We start from the raw sequence: 24700 nt of genomic DNA on the forward strand, positions 1-24700 counted from the left end.
GAATGCCGAAAAAACCATCAGCCCCTGAGAACACCGCCAGTGCAGCCGACATCGAACGCGCCATTCTGGCCTTGAACAAAATGGCCGAACGCCTGTGGGGCGACGGGCGTGAAGCCGAGGCCAAGGCGCTGCTCGATGCACTGGATGCGCTGAACCGCGCCCTCGACCGGATCCGCATCGGCGAAAGTCGCAGGGCCGTCACCCTGCACTGAATCAGAGCTGATAAAAATCGCGATACCACTGCACGAACGCTTGCACGCCCTGCTCGATCGGCACCTGCGGGCTGAAGTCGATGCAGCGTGCCAGCGCCGATACGTCGGCCCAAGTCTTCAGCACGTCGCCCTCCTGCATCGGCAGATGACGGCGCTGCGCCTTCATACCCAGTGCCTGCTCCAGGCATTCGACGAAGCTCAATAGCGTTACCGGACTGCCGCGACCGATATTGAACAAGCGATTGGTGCCGCGCTCGGCGCTGAGTGCGGGCGGTTTGTCGAGCAGTCGGAAAATCGCTTCGACGATGTCGTCGATAAAGGTGAAGTCCCGCGCCATTTCGCCTTGGTTGTAGAGGTCGATGGCGCGCCCTTGCAGCATCGCTTCGGTGAATTTGAACAGCGCCATGTCCGGCCGACCCCACGGGCCGTACACGGTAAAGAAGCGCAGGCCGGTGGCTTGCAAGCCGTAGAGATGGCAGTAACTGTGCGCGATCAGTTCGTTGGCGCGTTTGCTCGCGGCGTACAACGAAACCGGTTGATCGACCGGATCTTCTTCTGCAAACGGCATCTTGGTATTGGCGCCATACACCGAACTGCTCGATGCATAGATCAAGTGCTCTGGAGGGTGACGACGGCACGCTTCCAGAACGTTGAGAAACCCGACCAGATTCGACTGCGCATAGGCATCAGGATTGTCCAGCGAGTAGCGCACTCCGGCCTGCGCAGCGAGGTGGATGACCTGTTTGTAGTGGCCGTGTTCGAACAACGCGGCCAAAGCGCTCTGGTCGACAATGTCCAGCCGCTGGAACGTGAAATTGGCCAGCGTCTGCAATCTCTGCAAACGCGCCTGTTTGAGTGTGACGTCGTAATAAGGATTGAGATTGTCGATACCCACAACCTCGAGCCCTTCGCGACATAAACGCATGACCGTGTGATAACCGATACAACCTGCGGCACCCGTTACCAGAACATTCATGATTGCCTCGGCTCACCGGTTTGACTTCAAGAAATATGCAGCACGAACATTTACCTGCGAACGACCGTAACTATTCATAGACGACCTTAGTTACTCGGGCCAGCAGCATCCGACGCGAGGCATCTAAAATCAAAACTTCTTACGAACCGAAACATGTAAGATTGAAACTAATTTGCTATCACGCGCGCCATCTAACCCGCGTGACTACAACAACTTCGAAAAGTTTAAAAAACCCGACGAATAAAATCCGCCCTGACCAAACAATGACTTACGTGAGATGGCCATCATCAGCGGATGAAAGGTAATGTTTTTGACTGTTAGCAATTGACAGCTTGCAAAGACTGGCCGATAACTAATCACTGCCCGATGAGCTCGCGCCGACGCGCACTTTTCTGCTCTCCGGCTATTTATGTAATTGGATCCTGAAGGTCGCAACTGCGAACCGTGCGGTAGCTTTGCTTGAACAAAAGCGCGGACTCGTTATAGCCAAGACGGCCACGGATATAACAATAACCCAGCCAAGTTGATTCATTTTTGAAACACTTCTTCTGCCAATAAACATTGATGCATCTGGCTCGGCACTTTGCCTTGATCAGCCTACTACCTACTAGCAAGCATGACGGCTCGTCCCACGCTATCGGCCGCCCTGCTTAAACGATCGCTATGTATGGAGTACTCCAGCATGCTAACGGTTTGCCGCAACGGTTCTAACTGGTATTTATTGCAGTGCAAGCCCCGCCAGGATGAACGGGCACAACTCAATCTGCAGCAACAGAACTATTCGACCTTTCGGCCGCAACTGATGAGCGAGCGCAGTATTCGTGGCAAACGCCAACGAACCCTGGAATCGCTGTTCCCCGGCTACGTGTTCATTGAACTGAGCCGCGACGATAACTGGGCACCGATTCGCTCGACCCGTGGTGTCAGCCGCATCGTCGAATTCAACCATGTGCCCGCCCGCGTCGATGAAGACGTGATCGCGCAATTGCGTGAGCGCAGCCAGGAGTCGCTCGGCTTTCCTGCCGATCCGCAGCTCAAACCCGGCGAACCTCTGCAAATCGTCCAAGGCCCACTCTCCCCGCTTGAAGGCGTTTTTCTGTCGATGCAGGGCGACGAGCGCGTGATGATGCTGCTCAATTTTCTCAACCGCCAACAGCACGTCAGCGTCCCGCTGAGTTACCTCGAACGCCAGCGACAATAGTTCGGATCCGCTTCGCCCTGACCCCGACCCCCTTAATCAGGAGCGTGATCCATGGCTCTGAAGCCTCGCTGTTCCCTGGTTTTAGTCGTCGCCTGCTGTGCCCCCGAAGCTGCCTGGAGCGTTGAGCCGCAAGCGATCAATGTCTACGGCTTCGATTTCACCCCGACCTTTGCCTTGTCGGAAAGCTACGACGACAACTTTCGCGAAGTCGAACACGATGTCGAATCGACCATGGTCACCCGTCTGGCGCCGGCCTTCGAGCTCAAGGCGGAGGACCGCAACAGCGCCACGCGGGTGATCTGGGAACCGACCCGCTACATCTATCACAGCGCCTCAGACGCTTCGAACACCGCCCAGCGCCTGCGCGCCGACAGCATCATGGAGTTCACTGATCGGCATCGTCTGAAACTCGAAGCCGAGGCGCGCAAATACGAGCGCACCACCTCGACCGCCGTCGACGGCATCAACGACAAGATCGAGAGTCAGCGGGTCGGCGGCGTCTACACCTTTGGCGCGCGCAGTGCGCTGAACCAGATCGACCTCGGCGCCAGCTACACACAGCTGCGCTACGACAACTCCGATGGCATCAACGATGACAAGGAGCGCAACACCAGCAACCTGACCAGCACCTGGTATCACCGCCTCGGCAGCAAAACCCGTGGCTTGCTCGAATACGACCACACCCGCTTCGACTACCTGCAATCGAACAGCCCGCGGAGCAGCCGCTCCGATGCGGTGCTGGCCGGTGCCGAGTGGGACATGACGGCGAAAACCACCGGCAAATTGCGCGTCGGTTACGAGCGCAAGAATTTCGACCAGAGCGGTTCCGACGACCTGAGCAACCCGACCTGGCAAGTGGATCTGGCGTGGAAGCCGCGCACCTACTCGACTTTCACCTTTCTCGCCCGCCAGGCCATGGCCGAAGGCGACGATGGCTCCGACGCGGTGAAAGCCACCTTCACCCAGATCGGTTGGCGTCACGGCTGGACCGAACGCATCACCAGCGTTGCCGAAGTCGGCATGGGCCATTACGTCTACGAAGGCCAGGACCGTAGCGACGATTTGCAGGACTACAAACTCGGCGTGAATTACGAAATGCGCCGCTGGCTGGACGTCGAAGTCGCCTACCGCCACCGCGATAACGACTCCGATGCCGGCAACGAAAGCTTCACCCGCAATGTTTTCCAGATCACGTTCGACGTCAGTCTGTAGGAGGGTTGGGCCATGCATACGCGCCTGATTTTATTGTTGTTGCTGCTCTGGACAGTGCCCACGGTCGAGGCGGCGGACACCGACACCAATTACCGCCTGGCCGCTGGCGATGTCTTGCGCATCATCGTGTTCGGCGAGCCGGAACTGAGCTTCAAGAAGATCCGCCTCAACGATGCCGGGACCTTCTCCTACCCGTTTCTCGGCGAAATCGTCGCCAAGGGCCTGACGCCCAATCAGGTCGAACAAAAAATCGTCGATGGCCTCAAGCAAGGCTATCTGGTCGATCCGAAAGTCAGCCTCAGCCAGATTGAATACCGCCCGTTCTACATCAACGGCGAGGTGCAGAAGCCCGGCAGTTATCCCTTCCAGCCCGGGCTGACCCTGGAAAAAGCCATCGCCCTGGGTGGCGGCCTGACCGAACGCGCCTCAATGAAACGCGTGACGATTTTGCGCGGCAGTGGCGGCCCGCCGGTCACCGAGAACATCTCGCGCACCACCGTCATCGCCCCCGGCGACACCATTTCCATTGCACAAGGCTTTTTCTGATCATGGACAACAGCCCAAGCACCTACCTCGAACGTCCGCTTCAGGGCCACTTGCCAACGCAAGCCGCCGATGAGTCGGACACCCTTGATCTGCTGCACCTGTGGCGGGTGATCTGGTCGGCGAAGTGGAACATCGCCTGGCTGGTGCTGCTCAGTTGCGCGCTGGCCGTGGCGGCGCTGTCGTTCATCACGCCGCAGTACGTCGGCAGTGCGACACTGCTGATCAAGGACAAGACGCCGCCGGTGTTGAGTTTTCAGCAAGCCGCCGAATCCGGCGGCGCCACCACCACTGATTACTTGCAGACTCAGCAAGCCCTGCTGCAATCGCGGGAGCTGGCCGAGCGCGCCGTGCGCAAACTTGGCCTGACTACCAACCCGATCACCGATCCACGCCAGCAGGCGCAGAGTTGGTTCACCCCGCGCCAATGGCTGGCGGACCTCAATCGTGACCAGTGGCTGCCATGGCTGGATCTGCTGCCGCCGCCGAAGCCGCCAGCGACCGAAGAACAAGTGTTCAACGACGTCACGCAAAACCTGATGCTGCATACCAGCGTCAAGTTTGTCGGCAAAAGTCAGTTGCTGGAAATCGAAGTCGAACTGCCTGACCCCGCGCTCGCTGCGGCGGTGGCCAACGCCCTCGCCCAAGGCTTTATCGACAGCCAGCAGGACACCAGCCTGAAGTCTTCGCAAAACAACACCAGTTGGATGAACACCCGCCTGGTCGAGTTGCGCGACAACCTGCGCGTCGCCGAAAACAAGTTGCAGGCCTATCGCGAAGAACAGGGTCTGGTCGATGTCGACGGCGTCGCCACCATCAGTGCCAACGAGCTGCAGATGACCGGCAACCGCATGATCGATGCGCGCCGCGATCGTGCCGAAGCGGAGAGCCAGTTCCGTCAGGCGCAAGCCTTGAGCAACGGCGACATCAGTCGTTTGTCCAGCGTGCCGGCAGTGCTGAGCAATCCGCTGATTCAGCAGTTCCAGGCCGATCTGGCCAAGGCCCAGGCCAAAGTCGAAGAGTTGTCGGGCCGCTACGGGCCGAAGCACCCGGCGCTGATCTCCGCGCGATCCGAACAACGTACGGCGGCCAACAGCCTGCGCCTGCAAGTGCAGCAAGTGGTTGCCGGTATCGAGCGCCAGTATCAACTGGCAGTGGCCAGCGAAGACGCGCTGCGCAAATCCTTCAACAGCAACAAGGCGCAGATTCAGGACATTTCACGCAAGGAATTCCAGCTGCGCGAATTCCAGCGTGAGGTCGACAGCACTCGGGCGCTGTACGAAACCTTCGTCACCCGCCTCAAGGAAACCGCTGCCACTTCGGATATGGATTCGGCCAAGGCTCGCATCGTCGACCCGGCGATCGCACCGCTGGAAGCGAGCAAACCGCGCAAGAACCTGATTCTCGCAATTGTTGCGCTGGTCGCGGCGGTCGTCGGCATCGCCCTAGCCTTCCTCTTCGATACCTTGAGCAACACCTTCAAGACCGACGACACCGTCGAGAGCCTGCTCAATGTGCCGCTGCTCAGCGTCGTGCCGCTGGTGATGAAAAAGAGCCGGCGGCAGCTGGCGCGGCTGTTCGAGGACAACGACCACCCGCGTTTCTGCGAAACCATCCGCAACCTGCGCACCTGGCTGATGCTGCAAAACAACGAACGCCCAGCGCAGGTGGTGCTGGTCACGTCTTCGGTGTCCGGCGAAGGCAAGAGCACCATCGCCAACAATCTCGCTTCGTCGCTGGCGCCGCTGGAACGGGTGCTACTGATTGATGCCGACATGCGTCAGCCGACGCTGTCGCTGAACTTCGATTTCCCGCCGCAGAGCCCCGGCCTCGCCAACCTCATGGCCGGCAGCGCGCGGCTGGAAGACTGCATCCGCAGCGTCGGCAATCTCGACATGCTCCCGGCCGGCTGCCTGTCGCCATCGGCGCTGGACCCGTTCGATGCGCCACGGCTGAAAGCCTCGAGCAGTTCAAGCAATGCCGTAGCCCCCGCGCAGGACTTGCTCAGTTCACCGCGCCTCGGTCGGCTGTTGCAGATTCTCAAGTCGCGCTACCGGCACATCATCATCGATTCGCCGCCGGCAGAAATCGTCAGCGACGCACTGTTGCTGGCCCAGCACTCCGACGCGGTGATCTACGTGGTCAAGGCGCAGAGCACGCCGGTCGGCCAGGTGCGCAAAAGCATCGCCGTGTTGCAGCAGAGCCAGGCGCCGGTATTCGGCGTGGTGCTCAATCAGGTCGATCTGCGCAAGGCGCGCAAGTACGGCCATGGCCATTCGCGTTCCTTCTACGACTACGACTTCGCCCCGCGCTGATCCTTCGGGCCGTGCCGCCCGGCAACAGCAAATCCTTCCCTGTTCGACGAATCGGAGATCGGGCCGATGACCTCGCAATATTCCGCGCAAATGGCACACCGTCGCGGCCTCACCTTCTGGGTGCAATGGCTGTGCGCAATGACCCTGGTCAACCTGTTGCTGATTGTGCTGGTGCACTGGCGCATCGGCGATTTGCCCAGTGAGTACCGCTTGCTGATCATCCTCACCGTGCTTGGCTCGATGCCGGTCTACGGCCTGGTGCAGGTCTACCACAAGCGCCATGGTCTGCTGGTCGGCCTCGGACGTCTGCTCGCCGGCTGGCTGATTCTGCTCGGGCTGCTGATGAGCATCGCCTTCGTCACCCAGACCAGCGCGTTATTCTCCCGGCAGGTGGTGATTGTCTGGGCCGTGGTCGGTTTTCTCGCCCAGGCGGCGACGTTTTTGCCGCTGCATCTGTTCGTGCGCATGTATACCAAGATGATCTGCAACGAGCGCCGCGCGGTGATCATCGGCACCTGCCCGACTGCCCATGAGCTGGCACGCAAACTCCTCGACCCGGATCGCGCGTTGCTGCTCGGGTTTGTCGCGGCGAAAGCCGACAGCGGCCCGGCGCCGAGCATCCTGCCGCTGCTCGGCGAGGTCGAGGACATCCGCGAAATCATTACGCGGTTGCAGGCGCGGCGCGTGTACATCGTGCTGCCGATGGCCGAGGCAGCGACCATCGAAGCGCTGTACATCAACCTGCTCGACATGAACGTCGACGTGGTGTGGATTCCGGATCTGGGCAGCATGGTCTTGCTCAATCATTCGATCTCCGAGATCGAGCGGATGCCGGCGATCTATCTCAACGAAAGCCTGCTCACTTCGCACCCCGGCAGCCTGTTCTGCAAGGACCTGTTCGAACGCAGCGTCGCTGCGGTGGCGCTGATTCTGCTCAGCCCGCTGCTGCTCGGCGTGGCCATCGCGGTCAAGCTGAGCTCGCCGGGGCCGGTGCTGTTCAAGCAGAACCGCCATGGCTGCGACGGCGAAGTGATCCGCGTGTGGAAATTCCGCTCGATGCGCGTGCACGACGATCAGCAAGTGCGTCAGGCCACCCGCGACGACGACCGCGTCACACCGCTGGGACGCTTTCTGCGGCGCAGCTCCATTGATGAGCTGCCGCAACTGTTCAACGTGCTGTTCGGCCACATGGCGCTGGTCGGCCCGCGCCCCCACGCGGTCACCCACAACATCTATTACACCGGCAAGGTGCGCGCCTACATGGCGCGGCATCGGCTCAAGCCTGGCATCACCGGGCTGGCACAGATCACCGGGCATCGCGGCGAAACCGAGACCGTGGAAAAGATGCAGCGCCGGGTCGCCCAAGACCTCAATTACATCAATCAATGGTCGCTGTGGCTGGACATCAAGATCCTGCTGAAGACGCCCTTCACCCTGTTCTCGAAAAACATCTACTGACAGCGGCCAGCGCTCTGGCCCACCCCGCCACGCATGAGGTTTTCCCATGAATGTGAGTGTATTCGGTATCGGTTATGTCGGACTGGTCCAGGGCGCCGCGCTGGCCGAGGTCGGCCACAACGTGCTGTGTGTGGATGTTGACGCGGCCAAGGTGCAGGCCTTGAATGACGGCAGCCTGCCCATCTACGAGCCGGGTCTGAAAAGCCTGGTGCGGGACAATCATCACAGCGGTCGCCTGCAATTCGGCAGCGATCTGGCCGCCGCCGTAAAGCATGGCGATGTGTTGCTGATCGCCGTCGGGACGCCGCCGGACGAGGACGGCTCGGCGGATCTCAAACATGTGCTCAGCGTCGCCCGCACCATCGGCGAGCACCTGCGCGGCGAGCAGATCATCGTCGACAAATCCACAGTGCCGGTGGGCACAGCGGACCGGGTGCGCGAATGCATCAGCGCCATCCTCGGCGACAGCGGCCGTGGTGCACTGACCTTCGATGTGGTTTCCAACCCGGAATTCCTCAAGGAAGGTTGCGCGGTCGACGACTGCATGCGCCCCGACCGGATCATCATCGGCACCGACAGCCCGCGCGCCGAAGCGCTGATGCGCGAGCTGTACGAACCGTTCAATCGCAACCGCGAAAAGATCATCGTCATGGACGTGCGCAGCGCGGAGCTGACCAAGTACGCGGCCAACTGCATGCTCGCGACCAAGATCAGCTTCATGAACGAAATGGCCGGGCTCGCGGAAAAGCTTGGCGCCGACATCGAAATGGTCCGCCATGGCATCGGCTCGGATCCGCGCATCGGCTACCAGTTCATCTATCCCGGCATCGGTTATGGCGGTTCGTGTTTTCCCAAGGATGTGCGGGCGTTGATCCACGCCGCCCACGGCGTCGACATCGATGCGCGCCTGCTCCGCGCGGTGGAGTCACGCAACAACGAGCAGAAGAGCACGCTCTTTCACAAGATCGCCGAGCACTTCAACGGCGCGCTGGAAGGCAAAACCTTCGCGCTGTGGGGCCTGAGCTTCAAGCCCAACACCGACGACATGCGCGAAGCCCCCAGCCGCGTGCTGATGGAAGCGTTGTGGCGAGCCGGCGCCAGCGTGCAGGCGTTCGACCCGAAAGCCATGGAACAGGCGCAGCAGCTTTACGGCCCGCGCGATGACTTGACGCTGGCCGGGACCAAAGAAGCGGCGCTGAAAAATGCCGACGCGCTGGTGATCGTCACCGAATGGCAATCGTTTCGCGCGCCGGACTTCGAACTGCTCGCCCGCCAGTTGAAAAATCCGCTGATCTTCGATGGCCGCAATCTGTTCGATCCGCAACGCCTCAGCGCACGCGGCTTCACCTACATCAGCGTCGGCCGGCCAACCTGCGCCGCTGAAGCACAGGATCTCGCGTCATGATCCGCCTGGAATTGCTCGACCGTTATTCGCCGGCGCTGCTGGACTCCAACCGGGCCTTCTCCTTTCTCAACTTCGCCTCGATCGGCAGTTTCATCCGCCAGCCGCCGTCGTCGCTGGCGTATTTCTGCGACGGCATGCTGATGTCCGGGTTCATGTCGCGCATCACCGGGCGCGCGGTGCAACGGGTCAGTTTCGATTTCACCTCGATTGCCGACCTGGTGTTGCGCGAGTCCGAGCAGCGCGGCAAACGCGTCTACGTGGTCGGTGCGCGGCAGGCCGAGCTTGATCGTTTCGTTGACAAGCTCGGCATGCAGTACCCGCACCTGCAATTGGTCGGCGCACACAACGGTTTCTTCGATGTCGAGCAAGGCACCGCGCTTCAGGCTGACATCCGCCAGCAGCGGACCAATCTGCTGCTGGTCGGCCTCGGCGCCGGTCTGCAGGAGCGCTTTATCCTCGAAGCACTGCGCGGTGGTTTCAGCGGCGTGGCGTTCACCTGCGGCGGTTTCATTCGTCAGGAGGCCAATGCCAGCGAGCGTTACTACCCCGACGCGATCAATCGCCTGCACCTGCGCGCCTTTTACCGCATGTACCGCGAGCCGCACACGATCAAGCGTTACCTGCTCGACTACCCGAGCAATGCCCTGCGCCTGACCGAACTGATTCTGCGCCAGCAAGTGGCAATCAATGTCACTGCCCCATGAGGATTGTGCCGATGCATATTCTGTTCACGCTCAAGGATTACCAGACTGGCGGCGGCGTCGAGTGCGTGCAGCAACGCCTCGCCGAGCAGTTTCTGGCGGACGGTCGGCGGGTGAGTTTTTTCGTCATGAACGGCGACTCGCCCAACGTCGACGGCGCGCCAAGCATGGCCGGTGGCGGCAGTGGGCTCGCGGGCTGGCTGAAATCGATCGTGCTGCTGCGCCGGCTGATTCGCCGCGAAGGCGTGACGCACCTGATTGGCGCCAAGGAGCAGGCCAATCTCTGCACCTGGTTCGCCACCCTGGGCAGTCCCTGCAAAGTCATTTACACCCGCCACGCCGCGCTGGATTGCGCCGAGCAGAACACCGGACGCGCCAGCCTGCGGCTGTTGTACGCGCTGTACCTGTGCGGCAGCGGCAAGGTGGTCGCGGTGTCCCACGGTCTGCGCCAGTCGCTTGCCGGGTTGATGCCGTGGGGGCGACCGCGCATTCGTTATTGCCCGAACGCAGTGATCAGCGAACAACTGATGCGTGCGGCACAAGCGCCGTTGCCCGGTGGTGTGCCCCATCATTACTGGCTGGGCATCGGCCGATTGGTGCATACCAAGGGCTTCGATCTGCTGCTCGACGCCTACGCGCTGGCGGCGCAACAACGCCCGCTGCCGTATCTGGTGATTGCCGGCGACGGCCCGTTGCGCGCAGCGCTTGAAGCGCAGGCACAACGGCTGGGCATCGAACGTCTGGTGCATTTCACCGGGCATCTGCGCAATCCCTATCCGCTGATCCGTCATGCGCAGCTGTTGGTGCTCAGCTCTTTGCACGAAGGCTTGCCGACGGTGCTGGTCGAGGCGCTGGCGCTGGGCACTCCGGTGATCTCCACCGACTGCGGCAGCGGGCCGCGCGAGTTGCTCGACGATGGACGCCTCGGGCGTTTGGTCAAGGTCAATGATGTGCCGGCCCTGACCGAGGCAATGCTCGACAGTCTGGCCAACCGCGAAGCGGCAGCTCCAGCCCGACATTCGGTCAGCGAAGCGATCCTGCCCTATACCAGCCAGTACGCCGCCCAGGCCTATTACCAGGTGTGGAACCGATGAAAAAGCTGCTGATCATCCTCCAGGACCTCGGCGCCGGTGGCGCGGAGAAAATGATGGTGCGCCTCGCCGGCGCCTTGGTTGAGGCCGGCAATGAAGTCACGCTGCTGATGCTCACCGGTGCCGGCATCAATCAGCCGGCGCTCGATCCTCGGGTCAGGCAAGTGTTGCTCGACAGCCCGCGCAGTGCCGCCGCCGTGCCCGCGCTGATGCGCTTTTTGCGCAGCAATCGCTACGACGCGCAACTGGCGGTGCTCACTCATGTCAACGTCGTGGCGATTGCCGCCGCCGCGCTGTCCGGGACGCTGGCGCGGCTGCACGTCAGCGAGCGCAATGCCTTTTCGCGGGACAAGCATGTCAACCCGGCCCTGTCGGTCAAGCTCGCCTACTGGCTGGCGCCGTGGCTGTACCGGCTGATTCCCAACCCGGTGATCTGCGTGTCGCAAGGCGTCGCCGAAGATCTGGTCGACACCACCATCACCCGCCCGCGCGATGTGACGACCGCTGACAACCCGGTGCTCGACAACGATTTTCGCGACAAGCCTGCCGCCGCGCCGAGCCATCCCTGGTTGAAGGACAAAACCACTCCGGTGATCGTCGCCGTGGGTCGCCTGGCGCAGCAAAAGGGCTTCGACACTTTGATCGACGCCTTCGCCCGCCTGCCACAGAACGACGCGCGCCTGATCATTTTCGGCGAGGGCGCCTTGCGCGCCGAACTGCTCGCCCAAGCGGCGACGCTTGGCGTCGCGGAGCGTTGCGATCTACCGGGTTACGCCAGTGACCCTATCGCCGAGATTGCCCGGGCAGATTGTTTTGTATTGTCGTCGCGTTTCGAGGGCAGCCCCAACGCTCTGGTCGAAGCGCTGTCGACCGGCACGCCGGTGGTAGCGACACGCTGCCCGTATGGCCCGCAGGAAATTCTCGCCGATGGCGCCGTCGCGCCCTTGGTCGAGGTTGACGATCCGGCCGCCCTCGCCGCCGCGATCAGTGCACAAATGGCCACGCCGCGAGCCGCGCATCGCCAGCGCCGTATCGAGGCCGCCGCGCGCTTTGTCAACGCTCGCGCGGTGCAGACCTACCTCAAGGCGTTACTCGGGAGGCGCTGAGATGAACCGCCTGCAAGTGCGTTATTCGACGCTGGCCGACGCCTTCACCTTGTTTGGCGTGCTGTTCTATACGCAAGTGATCGGCTTCTTTCTGCGCCTGGGCAATGTCAGCACGCTGGATGATGCGCAGCAGGATCTGGAAGGCAATCTGGCCAATCAGGTCTGTGGCCTGCTGACCTTGCTGGTGCCGCTGTTCTTCTTCATTCGCCACAAGGTTTTCCTTAGCAAGAGCTTCTACCGGCAGAACCTGTTCTTGCTGCTGTTTCTCGGCTGCGTGGCGGCGTCGATCAGTTGGTCGAGCGAGCCGATGCTCAGCTTCAAGCGTTTCGTTGCGCTGCTCAGCGTAGTGTTCTTTGCCGGTTTCATCGCCTGGCGCTACAGCATCGAACGGATCGCGTTTCTGTTCGGCTGCGTGATCGGCGCGGCGGCGTTGGTCGGCTTGATCTTCGCCGTGATTCGCCCGGACATTGCGTTCATTTCCGGCGGCATTCGTGACGGTGCCTTTCGCGGGGTGTTCGCGGAAAAGAATGCCGGTGCACGCCTGAACGCTATTGCGATCCTGTTGCTGCTGCCGATGATCCGCCAGCGCAACCCGCTGGCCATGCTCTACGGATTGTTCGCGCTGATTGCCATTGGCCTGGCGCAGTCGGCCACGGCGATTGCGCTGATCGTCGCCGGCACTGCCAGTTACGCCTACTTCATCACGCTGATCCGCTTGCGCATCAACCGTTCACTGTTGGCGTTCACGGCGGCAACGCTGGTGTTCTTCCTTCTGTGTGGTGTGCTCTACGCCAACTACGCGATGCTGCTGGAACTCGTCGGCCGTGATCCGTCGCTGACCGACCGCACGCTGATCTGGGAACTGCTCCAGCCGCTGATCGATGACCAGTTCCTCAAGGGCTACGGCTTCGGTGCGTTCTGGGCGAGTGCCGATGCCGATGCGTTCATTACCCGCTGGGGCTACATCGGCAATGCCCACAGTGGCTACGTCGAAACCCTGCTCAATGGCGGCTTGATTCAGTTGATCGCCCTGCTGCTGATGTTTGCCCAGACCCTGAGCAAGCGCTATCGCGCAATCACGGCGGATCAGTCGGCGCGCTATCAGGCCTGTGCGCTGGTGATCATCGGCCTGTTCGTGGTGACCAATTATGTCGCCTACGTGATCCCCAACTATCGCTCGGGCGAGTTCCTGATTTTCTGCGTGCTCAGCCTGACCTTCCGTCATCACCTCGTTGCGCGCACGCAGCCGTTGCCAGGCGCCAAGGCTCGGCCGATGCGCGCCACTTTCCGGGAGCAACGCCCATGCTGAATGATCCGTCAGCCGTCACCGTGTGCGTGGTGATTCCGCTGTACAACGCCGCCGCCAGCATCCAACGCACACTGGATTCGGTGTCTGCACAGACTCGCCTGCCGGACAAAGTCATTGTCGTCGATGACGGTTCCAGTGATGCCGGGCCAGAGATCGTCAAGCACTACGCCGCGCCCTTCCCCATCGTGCTGTTGCAGCAGCCCAATCAAGGCCCGGCCAGTGCGCGCAATCGCGGCGTGTTCAGCGCCGAAGAAACCTTTATCGCTTTCCTCGATGCCGATGACCGCTGGCATCCGGAGAAACTGCAAAAACAACTGGCGCTGCACGCGGAGTTGGCCCGACAGGGACGCAAAGTCGGTCTGGTCGATTGCTTTCAGATGAGCGAATTCAGTGATGGCAAACGTCAATTGGAAGATCGCTGCAAACACGGCGAGCACTTTGCCGATTTCATGCGCGAGAACATCATCAACGGCACCTCCGGCGTGCTGGCCGTGCGCGAGATCATCGTCGCCATTGGCGGCTTTGATCAGAGCCTGCGCTTTGCCGAGGATCGCCTGTTGTGGACGCGCATCGCGGAAATCAGCGAGATCCACAGCGTGCCGCAGATTTTGCACTGGCGCGCCGTCAACGCCGCCAACATCACCGCGCAACCGCACAAGTATTACCCGCACAAGCTGCGTTTCATCCAGCTGTACCTGGCGCGTTACGGCACCCGGCTGAAACAGCAGCAACGGATCTATTTCGTCCTCGCCAACCACGCCGAATTTCTCAATGCGTTTTCCCGGCGCGGCGATCATCGGCGGGTCATCGAAGTGTTCCGGCAGATGCTCGGGCATTCGTGGCAGACGCTGTTTTTCTTCCAGGGCAAACCGACCCTGCGCTACCTCTACGCCTGCTTGAAAAGCCTGTGCAACAGCCGCTGAATTATAGGGATCGCGCCATGGCCAACCGCCGCCTGATGACCCTCGTATGGATTTTCACCGAGAAGTTCGGCCTGATTTTCCTGTCGATGATCACCTTTGTGGTCTACGCGCATTTGCTGACGCCGACGGAGCTGGGCATTGGCACGCTGATCATCGCCGTGGTCGAAGTGGTCGGCATTCTGTTCTCGTCGATGCTGGAAGACCCGCTGGTGCGCCTGCAACGTGTCGAGGACAAACACATCAGCAGCGTATTCTGGTTTTCCGTGCTGGTCAGTCTGTTGTCGATTGCGTTGATTACGCTGGCGGTGGTGCTCTACACGCCTTCCACCGCGCTGCGCTGGATGACCGCCGTGGCCTCGGTGAAAATCCTTTTCACCCTGATGGCGCGGGTGTATGTGGCGCAGATGCGCCGCAGCGGCAATTTCAAGTTGCTGGCCTCGCGCACGTTGCTCGGCAAAGTTGCTGGCGGGGTCGGCGGCGTGGCCGTGGCGCTGTGGGGTTTCGGCCCGTGGGCGGTGGTCGCGCAGGCGCTGATCATGGACGGTATTTCCACGCTGGTGTTGATGCGCAGCGAGCGTCGGCGCATTCCCTTTCTTATCGACCGCCAAGTGCTGGGCGAACTGCTGCGCGCCGGTCTCCCGGTCTGCGTCAACGTGATGAGTTCGCAAACCCTGCAACGTGGCGTCAACCTGATTCTCGGTCTCACCGCTGGCGCCCATGCGGTGGGCATGTTCAACCTCGCCATGCGCATCATCGACCTGCCGCGCTCGGCGATCTACAACGGCTTGATGAGTTACGCCCTGCCGGTGTTCGCCCGGCGCAGTGCCGAACCGGCGCGGCTGATCGGGGTGATCGGCGATTCCACGGCGATCAGCGGTTTCGTACTGACACCGCTGTTCTTCGGCATCGCCCTGACCGCCAAAGACATCATCCTGCTGATCTTCGGTGCGAAATGGGCCGAAGCGATTCCCTTGCTGCAAGTGCTGGCCTGCACGGCGGCGCTGGGCAATCTGGCGCTGTACGCGACCACCGCGCTGGTGGCGGTCAATCGCACGCACCTGACGCTCAAGGCCGAAGTCGCCACAACTCTGCTCGCGCTGGCGCTGGTCTATCTGCTCGGGTCGAGCTACGCCGGCATGGCGGCGGCGCTGGCATTGCTGCTGCGCATGCTGCTGATCACGCCGTTGCAGGTGCGCGGCCTGCACGCCGCCATCGGTTATCAATGGCGCTGCTTCTTCCAGTCCAGTTACCGCAGCCTGTCTGCCTCTGGCGTGATGGTCGTCGCGGTGCTGTGGCTGTCGCCGCAGACCGGCCTTTCCGGTTATGCGCACCTGGTCGCTGACATCGTGATCGGCACGCTGACCTACGCTTTGGCCTACAGCCTGCTGCACCCACGCTGGCCGCAAGAATTCAAGTTGGTGTTCACCGCCCGCTGAGCCGGATTTCCTCGCAATGGAGCATGTCGTCATGCGCAAAACCACGTTGATCACGGGCGGTGCCGGCTACATCGGTTCGCACACGGCATTGCAACTGATCGAGGCCGGACACTCGGTGCTGATCCTCGACAATCTGTGCAACAGCAGCCGCGAGGCCATCGCACGGCTGGAGCTGTTGAGTCATTCGCACATAGATTTCATCGAAGGCGATATCCGCGACGCGGCGTTGCTGGAAGAGATTTTTAGCACCTACGCGATCGACGCGGTGCTGCATTTCGCAGGGCTCAAAGCCGTTGCGCAAAGCGTGCGGCGGCCAATGGATTACTACGCAAACAATGTCGTCGGTACGCTGAACCTGTGTGAGGCGATGGCCCGCGCGCATGTGTTCAATCTGGTTTTCAGTTCCTCGGCCACTGTCTATGGCGAGCCGACTGTGATGCCGATCGTGGAATCGCATGGCACCGGCAAACCGGCGAACCCGTACGGGCGCTCGAAGCTGGTGATCGAAGAGCTGCTCAGCGACCTCGCCCTCGCGGATGCACGCTGGAACATCGCTGTGCTGCGTTACTTCAACCCGATCGGCGCGCACCAAAGTGGATTGATCGGTGAAGCGCCCAATGGTCGACCTAACAACCTGCTGCCGTGCCTGAGCGAAGTCGCCAGTGGCCAGCGCGCTGCGTTGACCGTGTATGGCAACGACTATCCAACCGTCGACGGCACCTGTATTCGCGATTACATCCATGTGCTGGATCTGGCCGAAGGTCATCTCAAGGCGCTACAGGTTTTGCAGGGCGATGAGCATGGCCTGCACGTATGGAACCTCGGTACCGGCAGCGGCTATAGCGTGTTGCAGATCATCAGCGCTTTCGAAGACGTCACCGGCCTGCGCATTCCCTACCGCTTCGCCCCGCGCCGCGCCGGTGATGTCGCCGAGTGCCGCGCCGATGCGAGCAAGGCCGGGCGCGAACTGGGCTGGCGAGCGGAGCGCGAGCTCACGCAAATGCTCATCGACAGCTGGCGCTGGCAGACCCACAACCCATGGGGCTACCGCCCGCAACCGGCGCCGCTGCTGGCGGTGGGCACTTGAACCGGGGCAAATCCACGTTAGGGACGACTCATGAACAGATCACCATGCTTGCTGTTGGTTTTGCTGCTGCTGAGCGCTGGCGCCAACGCCAATATTCCACGACCGGTGGCTGACGGACTGGTGCTGTGGCTGGACGGCAATGATCCGGCCTCGATGACACTGGAGGGGCAAAACCAGGTCGTGCGCTGGCTGGATAAGTCCGGCAAGGGCAATGACGTGGTCGTCGACAACCGCGCGGCGACGACTTTGCCGACGCGCGTCGACAACGCCCTCAACGGCCACGGCGTGGTGCGCTTCAGCGGCACGGCGGCATTCATGGGCCAGGCGATCCGCACAAGCAAAGGGCCGGTGACGGTGTTCGTTGTCTCGCGGCGCCTGCCCGAGCAAGCCGGCGGCAAGGCCTGGCAGCGCCTGTTCAGCTCGCGGCCGCAACTGGCGGATAACGATAACGTCGCACCGAATTTCGGCATCAGCGTGCAGCAGACCACCGCGTACGAGCCGGCGCTGGCGTTGCTGGAAACCAGTGACGTGCCGATCGGCCCGTTCGCGGTGGCGCGCAACGTGGTTGGCACCTCGGAAATCCTCCGCGGCGACATTGCCGAAGTACTGGTTTATGACCGCCCATTCAGCAGCCAGGAAGAACGCCGCAATGTGTTCGAGTATCTGGCGCAAAAGTGGGCGGTCGCCATTCCGCAACAGGTGGATGCGTGGACTCGCGTCGGTCCGCTAGGCCCGACCCCGACGCACGTTGCGCCCGACCTGCCGTTATCGGACCAGGCCAATGCCGGCGGTTGGAAACGCGATACGCGGCTGTCCGACGAATTCAACGGCAGCGCCCTCGATGCCGAACGCTGGCACGTCAACAACGCCACCGGCACCGATTCCCTCGGGCGCAAACCGGCGCTGTTTTTGCCGGAGAACGCCAAGGTCGGCAACGGCAATCTGAACATCACTTTCCGCAAGCAGACCCTCCCGGAAAAATACGTAGCGCTGGGCTACAAGGATTACAGCTCGGCGATGGTGCGCACCAACGAACGCGGGATGTACGGCTACTACGAAGCCCGGGCGAAACCGATGAATTCCGCCGGTTCCAGTGCGTTCTGGCTGGCGTGGACCGGGCTGCCGGACAACGCCACGGAAATCGACATCTTCGAAATCGGCGGCAAGACCCGCAACGAAGCCTTTGATCGCCGGTACAACATGAACGCGCATGTCTGGGCCAGACCGCAGAATGATCAACACCTGAGTTCCGGCAGTACCTGGGTCGCACCGTGGCGGCTGGCCAATACCTTTCATGTCTACGGCTTTGACTGGCAACCCGAGACTTTGCGCTGGTACGTCGACGGCGTGCTGGTGCGAGAGGCGAAAAACAACTACTGGCATTTCCCCATGCAAATCGTCTTCGACAGCGAAGCGATGTGGGACTGGTTCGGCGTGGTCGACGATGCTGACCTGCCGTCGGTGTTTCGCATCGATTACGTCAGGGTCTGGACGCGCTCAGAGCAATAAGTCAGCGCTCAGCGGTTACGGACCAGCGCCTGCATCTCCCCCCTGGCCTGCGTGCAGCTCCTGCGGCGTGCCGCCCTGCACGATCTCGCCGTCCTCCAGCGCCATCCCTCCCCCTCGATACCCGCAACCCCCAAAACCGCTCGGAAAGGTTGGAGCGCGCCAAGCCAACTGTGCGTTGCGCACGGTCACTCATTCTCGTGGCCGTGCGCATCGGCACAGGACAATCGTCCGGACTCGCCGCCGGCAATTCGTTCTGCCTGATCGATGCCACGTTTGAGCGCGTCCTCGACTTCCCATTCCACGCCGGGCAATTTCCTGATGCGCTCGTAGGCGCACTCGCCGGTTGCGGTGTAAACGCTGATGAACATTTCGACGTCGCCATCATCGGCTTCCCGTGCCCGTACCTCGATATGACAGCCGTTTTCAACCTCTTCGGTATGGCACTTTTCCGCCTTTTCCGTCGCCTTCCATTTGTTGTAGGTTTCGCCGCGTTTGAACATGTCGTACTCCTGAACTCAACTCGCTCACGTCAAAGATCTTTCCTTTGGCGGAATAATTCCACGGATTGCCAAGAGGCATTTTCAGCATAGCGCGTTGATTCGCGTCCGCCGTTTCGCTAGTTCAACCGTTCGTCAGCTTGCGTAACATTCTGTAAAACCAACGCCGGAATGCTCATTCAAAAAGTTCGAGGCCCGGGCGAGCTCAAGTACAACTCGTTATTCAGCCCAGTATGATTAGCCGGTACAGAAACAGGGTTTTCTGTCCATGGCCAACTGTTGCCCGAAGAAAACAAGGATCGATATAAAGAACAGGAGCATGTATGAAGCGAACAATCAGCTATTGCCTGGTCTATCTCGCTACCAGCGTTCTGCTCGCCGGTTGCAATCTGGTGGTGTTCAACCCCAAGGGCGATGTTGCCCGAGATGAACGCGACCTGATCATTCTCGCCACGGGCCTGATGCTGTTGGTGGTGATCCCGGTCATCGTCATGACCTTCCTGTTCGCCTATCGCTACCGCGCGACCAACAAGAAGGCCCGTTATTCGCCACGTTGGGCCAGTTCGCACAAGATCGAGGCGGTGGTCTGGGGCGTGCCGTTCCTGATTATTTGCGTACTCGGCTGGGTGACCTGGGAAACCACCCATGCACTCGATCCTTATCGCCCGTTGGACTCCGACGTGCCGCACCTCAATGTGCAAGTGGTGGCAACGGACTGGAAATGGCTGTTCATTTACCCCGATCTGGGCATTGCCTCGGTCAATGAACTGGCGATACCGGTGAATACGCCGGTAAGTTTTACCGTCACTTCCGACGCGGCCATGACTTCATTCTTTATCCCGGCGCTGGGCGGGCAGATATATGCCATGGCCGGCATGCAGACCAAGTTGCATTTGATCGCCAATGAAATCGGCCAGTATCGCGGGATTGCTGCGAACTATAACGGCCACGGTTTCTCCGACATGCACTTCAGCACCCTGGCACTCAGTGGCGCTGATTACGAGGCGTGGGTCAACAAAGTCAAAGCGGCGCCCGGGCAACTTGATCAAGCCAGTTACGCCGAGTTGGCCAAGCCTTCAGTGGCGCACAAGATCACTTATTACTCGGCTGTGCAGGAGCGACTGTTTCTCGACATCGTCGACAAGTACGAAGGAATGAACAAAGCACCGCGCAAGAAGGAAACCCAGGTGCAAAGCAACAGCGACGATGTGCGCGTCAATCAACAACCGAGTCTGCTGGCCGAGGAGCGTTAAATCATGTTCGGGAAACTTTCATGGGACGCGGTTCCATTGCACGAGCCGATTGTCATGTACACCCTGGCTATCGTCGGCCTGATGGGTTTTGCCCTGGTCGGTACCGTCACCTGGAAGCGCAAGTGGGGCTACCTGTGGCGCGAGTGGTTCACTTCGGTCGATCACAAGAAAATCGGCTGCATGTACATCATCGTCGCGTTGGTCATGCTGCTGCGCGGTTTCTCCGACGCGATCATGATGCGTACCCAACAGGCGATGGCATCCAGTGGCGGGCCGGGTTATCTGCCGCCGGAACACTACGACCAGATCTTCACTGCCCACGGCGTGATCATGATTTTCTTCATGGCCATGCCCTTCGTGGTCGGCCTGATGAACATCGTCGTGCCTCTGCAGATCGGCGCCCGCGACGTCGCCTACCCGTTCCTCAACGCGCTGAGTTTCTGGCTGTTCGTGGTTGGCGCGGCACTGGTGAATATTTCCCTGGGCGTTGGTGAGTTTGCCCGCACCGGCTGGGTCGCCTACCCGCCCCTGTCCGAGCTCGGCTACAGCCCCGGGGTCGGGGTGGATTACTACATCTGGTCATTACAGATATCCGGCATAGGGACGCTGTTAACCGGGGTCAACTTCTTCGTGACCATTCTCAAGATGCGCACCGAAGGCATGACCCTGTTCAAGATGCCGGTGTTCACCTGGAACGCACTGTGCACCTCGATCCTGATTCTCGCTGCGTTCCCGATCCTTACCGCCACCCTGTTGATGCTGACCCTCGATCGTTATCTGGGCATGCACTTCTTCACCAACGAGGCCGGCGGCAACCCGATGATGTACGTCAACCTCATCTGGGCGTGGGGCCATCCGGAGGTGTACATCCTGATCCTGCCAGCGTTCGGGATCTTCTCGGAGATCGCCGCGACCTTCAGCAGCAAGCGCCTGTTCGGCTATGTCTCGCTGGTGTGGGCGACGATTGCGATCACGATTCTGTCGTTCATCGTCTGGCTGCACCACTTCTTCACCATGGGCGCGGGGGCCAACGTCAACGCGTTCTTCGGCATCATGACGATGATCATTGCAGTGCCGACCGGGGTGAAGATCTTCACTTGGCTGTTCACCATGTATCGCGGCCGCGTGCGCTTCGAAACGCCGATGCTGTGGACGCTGGGCTTTATCGTCACGTTCAGTATCGGCGGCATGACCGGCGTGCTGCTGGCGGTGCCCGGGGCCGACTTCCTGCTGCACAACAGCCTGTTCCTGATTGCCCACTTCCATAACGTGATCATCGGTGGCGCGGTGTTCGGCTACATGGCAGGGCTGACTTACTGGTTCCCGAAAGCCTTCGGTTTCCGCCTCAACGACCGCCTCGGGCGCATTGCGTTCTGGTGCTGGCTGGTCGGTTTCTACTTCGCGTTCATGCCGTCTTACGTGCTCGGTTTCATGGGCATGACCCGACGCCTGAACCATTTCGACAACCCGGCCTGGCAACCGTGGCTGCTGCTGGAACTGTTTGGCGTCGGCATCATTCTTTGTGGCGTGTCCGCGCAGGCGTTGCAGCTCTATGTGAGCATTCGCAACCGCGCGAAACTGCGCGACCTCACCGGCGACCCGTGGGACGGTCGCACGCTGGAATGGGCCACGGCCTCGCCGCCACCGTTCTACAACTTCGCCGAGCAACCGAAAGTCAACGATCTCGACGCCTACTGGGGCATGAAGGAGCGCGGCGTCAGCACCCTCAGCCACACCGACTACCGCGCCATCCATATGCCGCGCAACACCTCCGCCGGCCTGGTGATCAGCGTCTTCGCGCTGATCTGCAGCTTCGCCCTGGTCTGGCATATCTGGTGGCTGGCGATCTTCGGCCTGGTCGCTTCGGTGGTGGCGATGATCGTGCGCAGCTATGACGAAGACATCGACTATTTCGTCCCGGCGCAGGAAGTGGCGCGGATTGAAAAAGCGCGTCTCAAAGACTTGGCGGAGGCTTGAACATGTCCAATATCGTTCTGGATAAAGACATCGCGCACAGCCATGAACATGGCCATGAAGACGCGGGCTCGATGCGCATTTTCGGTTTCTGGATCTACCTGATGACCGACTGCATCCTGTTTGCGACGCTGTTCGCAGGCTATGCCGTGCTGCGTGACAGCGTGGCTGGCGGGCCTTCGACCGTCGACATTTTCGAATTGCCCTACGTCCTTGCCGAAACTGCGTTGCTGCTGCTCAGCAGCATCACATACGGCTACGCGATGCTGGCGATGAACCGCAATGACAAAGCCCATGTGCTGCGCTGGCTTGGCGTCACCTTCGTGCTGGGTTGCGGCTTCATCGCCATGGAAATCAACGAATTCCATCATCTGATCGCAGAAGGCTACGGGCCGGATCGCAGCGGTTTCCTCACCGCGTTCTTCACCCTCGTCGGCACCCACGGCGCCCACGTGCTCAGTGGTCTGGTGTGGATGGCGGTGTTGATGCTGCAAGTAAGCAGCCGGGGCCTGACCAATACCAACACTACGCGCCTGAGTTGCCTGAGTCTGTTCTGGCACTTCCTCGATGTGGTGTGGATCTGCGTGTTTACCGTGGTTTATCTGCTGGGGGTGGTGTGACATGTATAACCAGAGTCCGATTCATAGCAGTGCCGGCACCAGCCATGGCACCAGTCGTTCATACATGGTCGGTTTTCTCATTTCGGTGATTCTGACGGTGATTCCCTTTGGCCTGGTCATGTACCCGACGTTGCCACGCAGCGTCACCGCTTGGGTGGTGGTTGCACTTGGCGTGGTGCAGGTCTTCGCCCACCTCAAATATTTCCTGCATCTGGACACCGCCAAGGAGCAACGCTGGAACCTCAGAGCGCTGATCTTCTCGGTGGTAATCATTCTTCTGCTGGTGGGGCTTTCGCTATGGATCATGGACAGCATTCACCACAACATGCTGGCGCACTGAAGCAATGGCGGCTGTCGCTGAATGTCGGGCTGGAATTGACCAAGCCCGGCATCATCGTCGGCAATCTGGCTTCGGTGTTCGGCGGTTATCTGCTTGCCGCCGGTGGCCGCCCGGTGTCCCTGGCGCATTTCTTGGCCGCCCTGCTCGGCACCGCGCTGGTCATCGCTTGCGGTTGCGTGATCAATAACTGCGTCGACCGCGATATCGATCGGCGCATGGTGCGCACCTGTCATCGGGCGCTGGCCGTTCGCGCTGTGTCGTTGCCCAGTGCGTTTTGCTACGCGACGGTGCTGGGTGTGATCGGCTTCGGTTTGCTGTGGCTCGGCACCACAGCACTGGCCTGCGCCATGGCGGCAGTCGGTCTGATCGTTTATGCGGGCGTTTATACCTGCCTGATGAAACGCCGTTCGCACTGGGGCACGCTGGTCGGCAGCATGTCCGGGGCCATGCCGCCGGTGGTCGGTTACTGCGCCGTGACCGGCAGCTTCGATGCCACGGCGCTGATGCTCATCGTGGTATTTTGCTGCTGGCAGATGCCCCACTCCCACGCGATAACCGTCATGCGCCATGAAGACTTTCGTGCCGCCGGATTGCCGACGTTGACGCTCAGACAGGCACGACGCGAGATCAACCTGTACATGGTCGCGTTCCTGATCAGCGCGGCGATATTGGGCTGGGTTGCGGCTATCAATGTTTCTTATCCGCTGGTGGTGCTCGGGCTGGGCGGCTACTGGTTTTATCTGACGTTGCGACCGGTGCGAACTACCAATGCGAAAGTCTGGGCGAGGCGCATCTTCAGCGTGTCGATCCTGCTGATCCTGGCACTGAATCTTTCCCTGGCACTGAACGCCGTACTGCCCTCGCCCTCTGCGCTCTACCACTCATCGGGCGTGGGGGAAAATCATCAAACGCAGGTGCGGGGCGGGTTATCAGAATCGGTAACGACTGCCTTTACAGACCACCTGGAGGAAACCCATGGCTAACGATCCTTCAACAATTGATTGCGCCTGCCCGGGCTGCACCTGCAAATGCAGCGGCGAGCAAACCTTCGAGCGTGACGGCAAGCAGTTTTGCAGTCAGGCCTGCGCGGATCTTCACCCGAAGGGCCAACCCTGCCCGTCCTCGACCTGCCATTGCGAGCAGAACCTTGGGGCCGATGAGCGCAATGTCAGTGACTCGAAACTGGATCAGGCAGTCGAGGAAACCTTTCCCGCCAGCGATCCGATTTCCCCGTGATCCGCCAAGGGTGCTCGCCTTCGAGGCACTTTTTTATATCAGCAGGAGACAACGAAATGGACGAGGAAACCATCCGCAAGATCGCCTACAGGCTTTGGGAGGAACAAGGTCGGCCGCACGGAAGTGATTTCGAGCACTGGTTGCAGGCGCGCAGAACTGGATGCGTTCGATTCCGATGGCTTGCCAGGTTCGGTCGCCAGCAGCGTAGCGCCGCCGGCACCACGGAAAAAGGCCAAGCCTGGGACCGTTGCTCCCGCGACCAGAACCCGCAAAAAAACCACGTCTGCTGCTAAATG

General features: G+C 60.7%; 24 protein-coding genes. 22 read left to right on the plus strand and 2 right to left on the minus strand.

Translation table 11 applies throughout. The features are described from left to right. Nucleotides 1-2: 2 nt before the first annotated feature. Complete coding sequence (locus AB4N47_RS11045; protein WP_095179863.1) at nucleotides 3-212, plus strand: hypothetical protein; 210 nt, start codon at nucleotides 3-5, stop codon at nucleotides 210-212. A 1-nt stretch (nucleotide 213) separates the two neighbouring features. Here the strand turns inward: AB4N47_RS11045 and AB4N47_RS11050 are convergent, their stop codons facing one another. Further along, nucleotides 214-1188, minus strand: coding sequence for an SDR family NAD(P)-dependent oxidoreductase (locus AB4N47_RS11050; protein ID WP_341637644.1), 975 nt, complete (start codon nucleotides 1186-1188; stop codon nucleotides 214-216). A 682-nt stretch (nucleotides 1189-1870) separates the two neighbouring features. Between AB4N47_RS11050 and rfaH the strand changes: the two genes are divergently transcribed. The 14 genes from rfaH to AB4N47_RS11120 all read left to right on the plus strand — a co-directional run bounded on the left by rfaH (nucleotide 1871) and on the right by AB4N47_RS11120 (nucleotide 18484). After that, nucleotides 1871-2389, plus strand: a complete 519-nt coding sequence (rfaH, locus tag AB4N47_RS11055; RefSeq protein WP_341637645.1) for a transcription/translation regulatory transformer protein RfaH — start codon at nucleotides 1871-1873, stop codon at nucleotides 2387-2389. Nucleotides 2390-2440: 51 nt separating this feature from the next. Beyond that, nucleotides 2441-3601 carry an outer membrane beta-barrel protein gene (locus tag AB4N47_RS11060; RefSeq protein ID WP_341637646.1) on the plus strand — a complete coding sequence of 387 codons (1161 nt, stop codon included), beginning with the start codon at nucleotides 2441-2443 and terminating at the stop codon, nucleotides 3599-3601. A gap of 12 nt (nucleotides 3602-3613) precedes the next feature. Next, complete coding sequence (locus AB4N47_RS11065; RefSeq protein WP_130909790.1) at nucleotides 3614-4147, plus strand: polysaccharide biosynthesis/export family protein; 534 nt, start codon at nucleotides 3614-3616, stop codon at nucleotides 4145-4147. Between the two features lie 2 nt (nucleotides 4148-4149). After that, nucleotides 4150-6459, plus strand: coding sequence for a GumC family protein (locus tag AB4N47_RS11070; RefSeq protein WP_341637647.1), 2310 nt, complete (start codon nucleotides 4150-4152; stop codon nucleotides 6457-6459). Between the two features lie 66 nt (nucleotides 6460-6525). Further along, nucleotides 6526-7917 (plus strand): undecaprenyl-phosphate glucose phosphotransferase, encoded by a 1392-nt coding sequence (locus AB4N47_RS11075; RefSeq protein WP_341637648.1) that lies wholly within the window; start codon nucleotides 6526-6528, stop codon nucleotides 7915-7917. A 46-nt stretch (nucleotides 7918-7963) separates the two neighbouring features. Beyond that, nucleotides 7964-9322, plus strand: coding sequence for a UDP-glucose dehydrogenase family protein (locus AB4N47_RS11080; RefSeq protein ID WP_341637649.1), 1359 nt, complete (start codon nucleotides 7964-7966; stop codon nucleotides 9320-9322). Next, nucleotides 9319-10026 carry a WecB/TagA/CpsF family glycosyltransferase gene (locus tag AB4N47_RS11085; RefSeq protein ID WP_341637650.1) on the plus strand — a complete coding sequence of 236 codons (708 nt, stop codon included), beginning with the start codon at nucleotides 9319-9321 and terminating at the stop codon, nucleotides 10024-10026. Before AB4N47_RS11080 ends, AB4N47_RS11085 begins: the two co-directional genes overlap by 4 nt. A gap of 11 nt (nucleotides 10027-10037) precedes the next feature. Continuing rightward, the gene (locus AB4N47_RS11090; RefSeq protein ID WP_341637651.1) at nucleotides 10038-11117 is read left to right on the plus strand and encodes a glycosyltransferase; all 1080 of its coding nucleotides are present in this window, start codon (nucleotides 10038-10040) and stop codon (nucleotides 11115-11117) included. Next, entirely contained in the window at nucleotides 11114-12220 is a 1107-nt protein-coding gene (locus AB4N47_RS11095; protein ID WP_341637652.1) for a glycosyltransferase, read from the plus strand. The genes AB4N47_RS11090 and AB4N47_RS11095 overlap by 4 nt, the downstream gene beginning before the upstream one ends. A 1-nt stretch (nucleotide 12221) precedes the next feature. After that, nucleotides 12222-13529: an O-antigen ligase family protein gene (locus AB4N47_RS11100; RefSeq protein WP_341637653.1), complete on the plus strand. Its 1308-nt coding sequence runs from the start codon at nucleotides 12222-12224 to the stop codon at nucleotides 13527-13529. After that, nucleotides 13523-14452, plus strand: coding sequence for a glycosyltransferase family 2 protein (locus AB4N47_RS11105; protein WP_341637654.1), 930 nt, complete (start codon nucleotides 13523-13525; stop codon nucleotides 14450-14452). Before AB4N47_RS11100 ends, AB4N47_RS11105 begins: the two co-directional genes overlap by 7 nt. Nucleotides 14453-14469: 17 nt before the next feature. Beyond that, complete coding sequence (locus tag AB4N47_RS11110) at nucleotides 14470-15888, plus strand: oligosaccharide flippase family protein (protein WP_341637655.1); 1419 nt, start codon at nucleotides 14470-14472, stop codon at nucleotides 15886-15888. A 31-nt stretch (nucleotides 15889-15919) separates the two neighbouring features. Continuing rightward, nucleotides 15920-16975, plus strand: a complete 1056-nt coding sequence (galE, locus tag AB4N47_RS11115) for a UDP-glucose 4-epimerase GalE (protein ID WP_341637656.1) — start codon at nucleotides 15920-15922, stop codon at nucleotides 16973-16975. 30 nt (nucleotides 16976-17005) lie between these two features. Beyond that, a complete protein-coding gene (locus AB4N47_RS11120; protein WP_460154534.1) occupies nucleotides 17006-18484 on the plus strand; it encodes a family 16 glycosylhydrolase in 1479 nt (492 codons plus the stop codon). A 185-nt stretch (nucleotides 18485-18669) separates the two neighbouring features. Here AB4N47_RS11120 and AB4N47_RS11125 read toward each other — a convergent pair whose 3' ends face one another. Then, nucleotides 18670-18984, minus strand: a complete 315-nt coding sequence (locus tag AB4N47_RS11125; RefSeq protein WP_016774554.1) for a hypothetical protein — start codon at nucleotides 18982-18984, stop codon at nucleotides 18670-18672. 320 nt (nucleotides 18985-19304) lie between these two features. Between AB4N47_RS11125 and cyoA the strand changes: the two genes are divergently transcribed. From cyoA to AB4N47_RS11160, 7 genes are read left to right on the plus strand one after another with little or no spacing between them, the layout of a single operon-like run. Next, nucleotides 19305-20234: a ubiquinol oxidase subunit II gene (gene cyoA / locus AB4N47_RS11130; RefSeq protein WP_016774553.1), complete on the plus strand. Its 930-nt coding sequence runs from the start codon at nucleotides 19305-19307 to the stop codon at nucleotides 20232-20234. Nucleotides 20235-20237: 3 nt separating this feature from the next. Beyond that, nucleotides 20238-22211, plus strand: a complete 1974-nt coding sequence (cyoB, locus tag AB4N47_RS11135; RefSeq protein ID WP_039760284.1) for a cytochrome o ubiquinol oxidase subunit I — start codon at nucleotides 20238-20240, stop codon at nucleotides 22209-22211. Between the two features lie 2 nt (nucleotides 22212-22213). After that, complete coding sequence (locus tag AB4N47_RS11140; RefSeq protein WP_110599448.1) at nucleotides 22214-22828, plus strand: cytochrome o ubiquinol oxidase subunit III; 615 nt, start codon at nucleotides 22214-22216, stop codon at nucleotides 22826-22828. Between the two features lies 1 nt (nucleotide 22829). Then, complete coding sequence (cyoD, locus tag AB4N47_RS11145; protein ID WP_341637658.1) at nucleotides 22830-23168, plus strand: cytochrome o ubiquinol oxidase subunit IV; 339 nt, start codon at nucleotides 22830-22832, stop codon at nucleotides 23166-23168. Continuing rightward, a complete protein-coding gene (gene cyoE / locus AB4N47_RS11150) occupies nucleotides 23126-24151 on the plus strand; it encodes a heme o synthase (protein WP_341637659.1) in 1026 nt (341 codons plus the stop codon). Before cyoD ends, cyoE begins: the two co-directional genes overlap by 43 nt. Beyond that, nucleotides 24144-24404 carry a metallothionein gene (locus tag AB4N47_RS11155; protein ID WP_024012801.1) on the plus strand — a complete coding sequence of 87 codons (261 nt, stop codon included), beginning with the start codon at nucleotides 24144-24146 and terminating at the stop codon, nucleotides 24402-24404. Before cyoE ends, AB4N47_RS11155 begins: the two co-directional genes overlap by 8 nt. A 56-nt stretch (nucleotides 24405-24460) precedes the next feature. Continuing rightward, the gene (locus AB4N47_RS11160; protein WP_341637660.1) at nucleotides 24461-24697 is read left to right on the plus strand and encodes a DUF2934 domain-containing protein; all 237 of its coding nucleotides are present in this window, start codon (nucleotides 24461-24463) and stop codon (nucleotides 24695-24697) included. The last annotated feature ends 3 nt before the right edge of the window (nucleotides 24698-24700 follow it).

This window comes from Pseudomonas sp. S3_G06, from assembly GCF_054667565.1.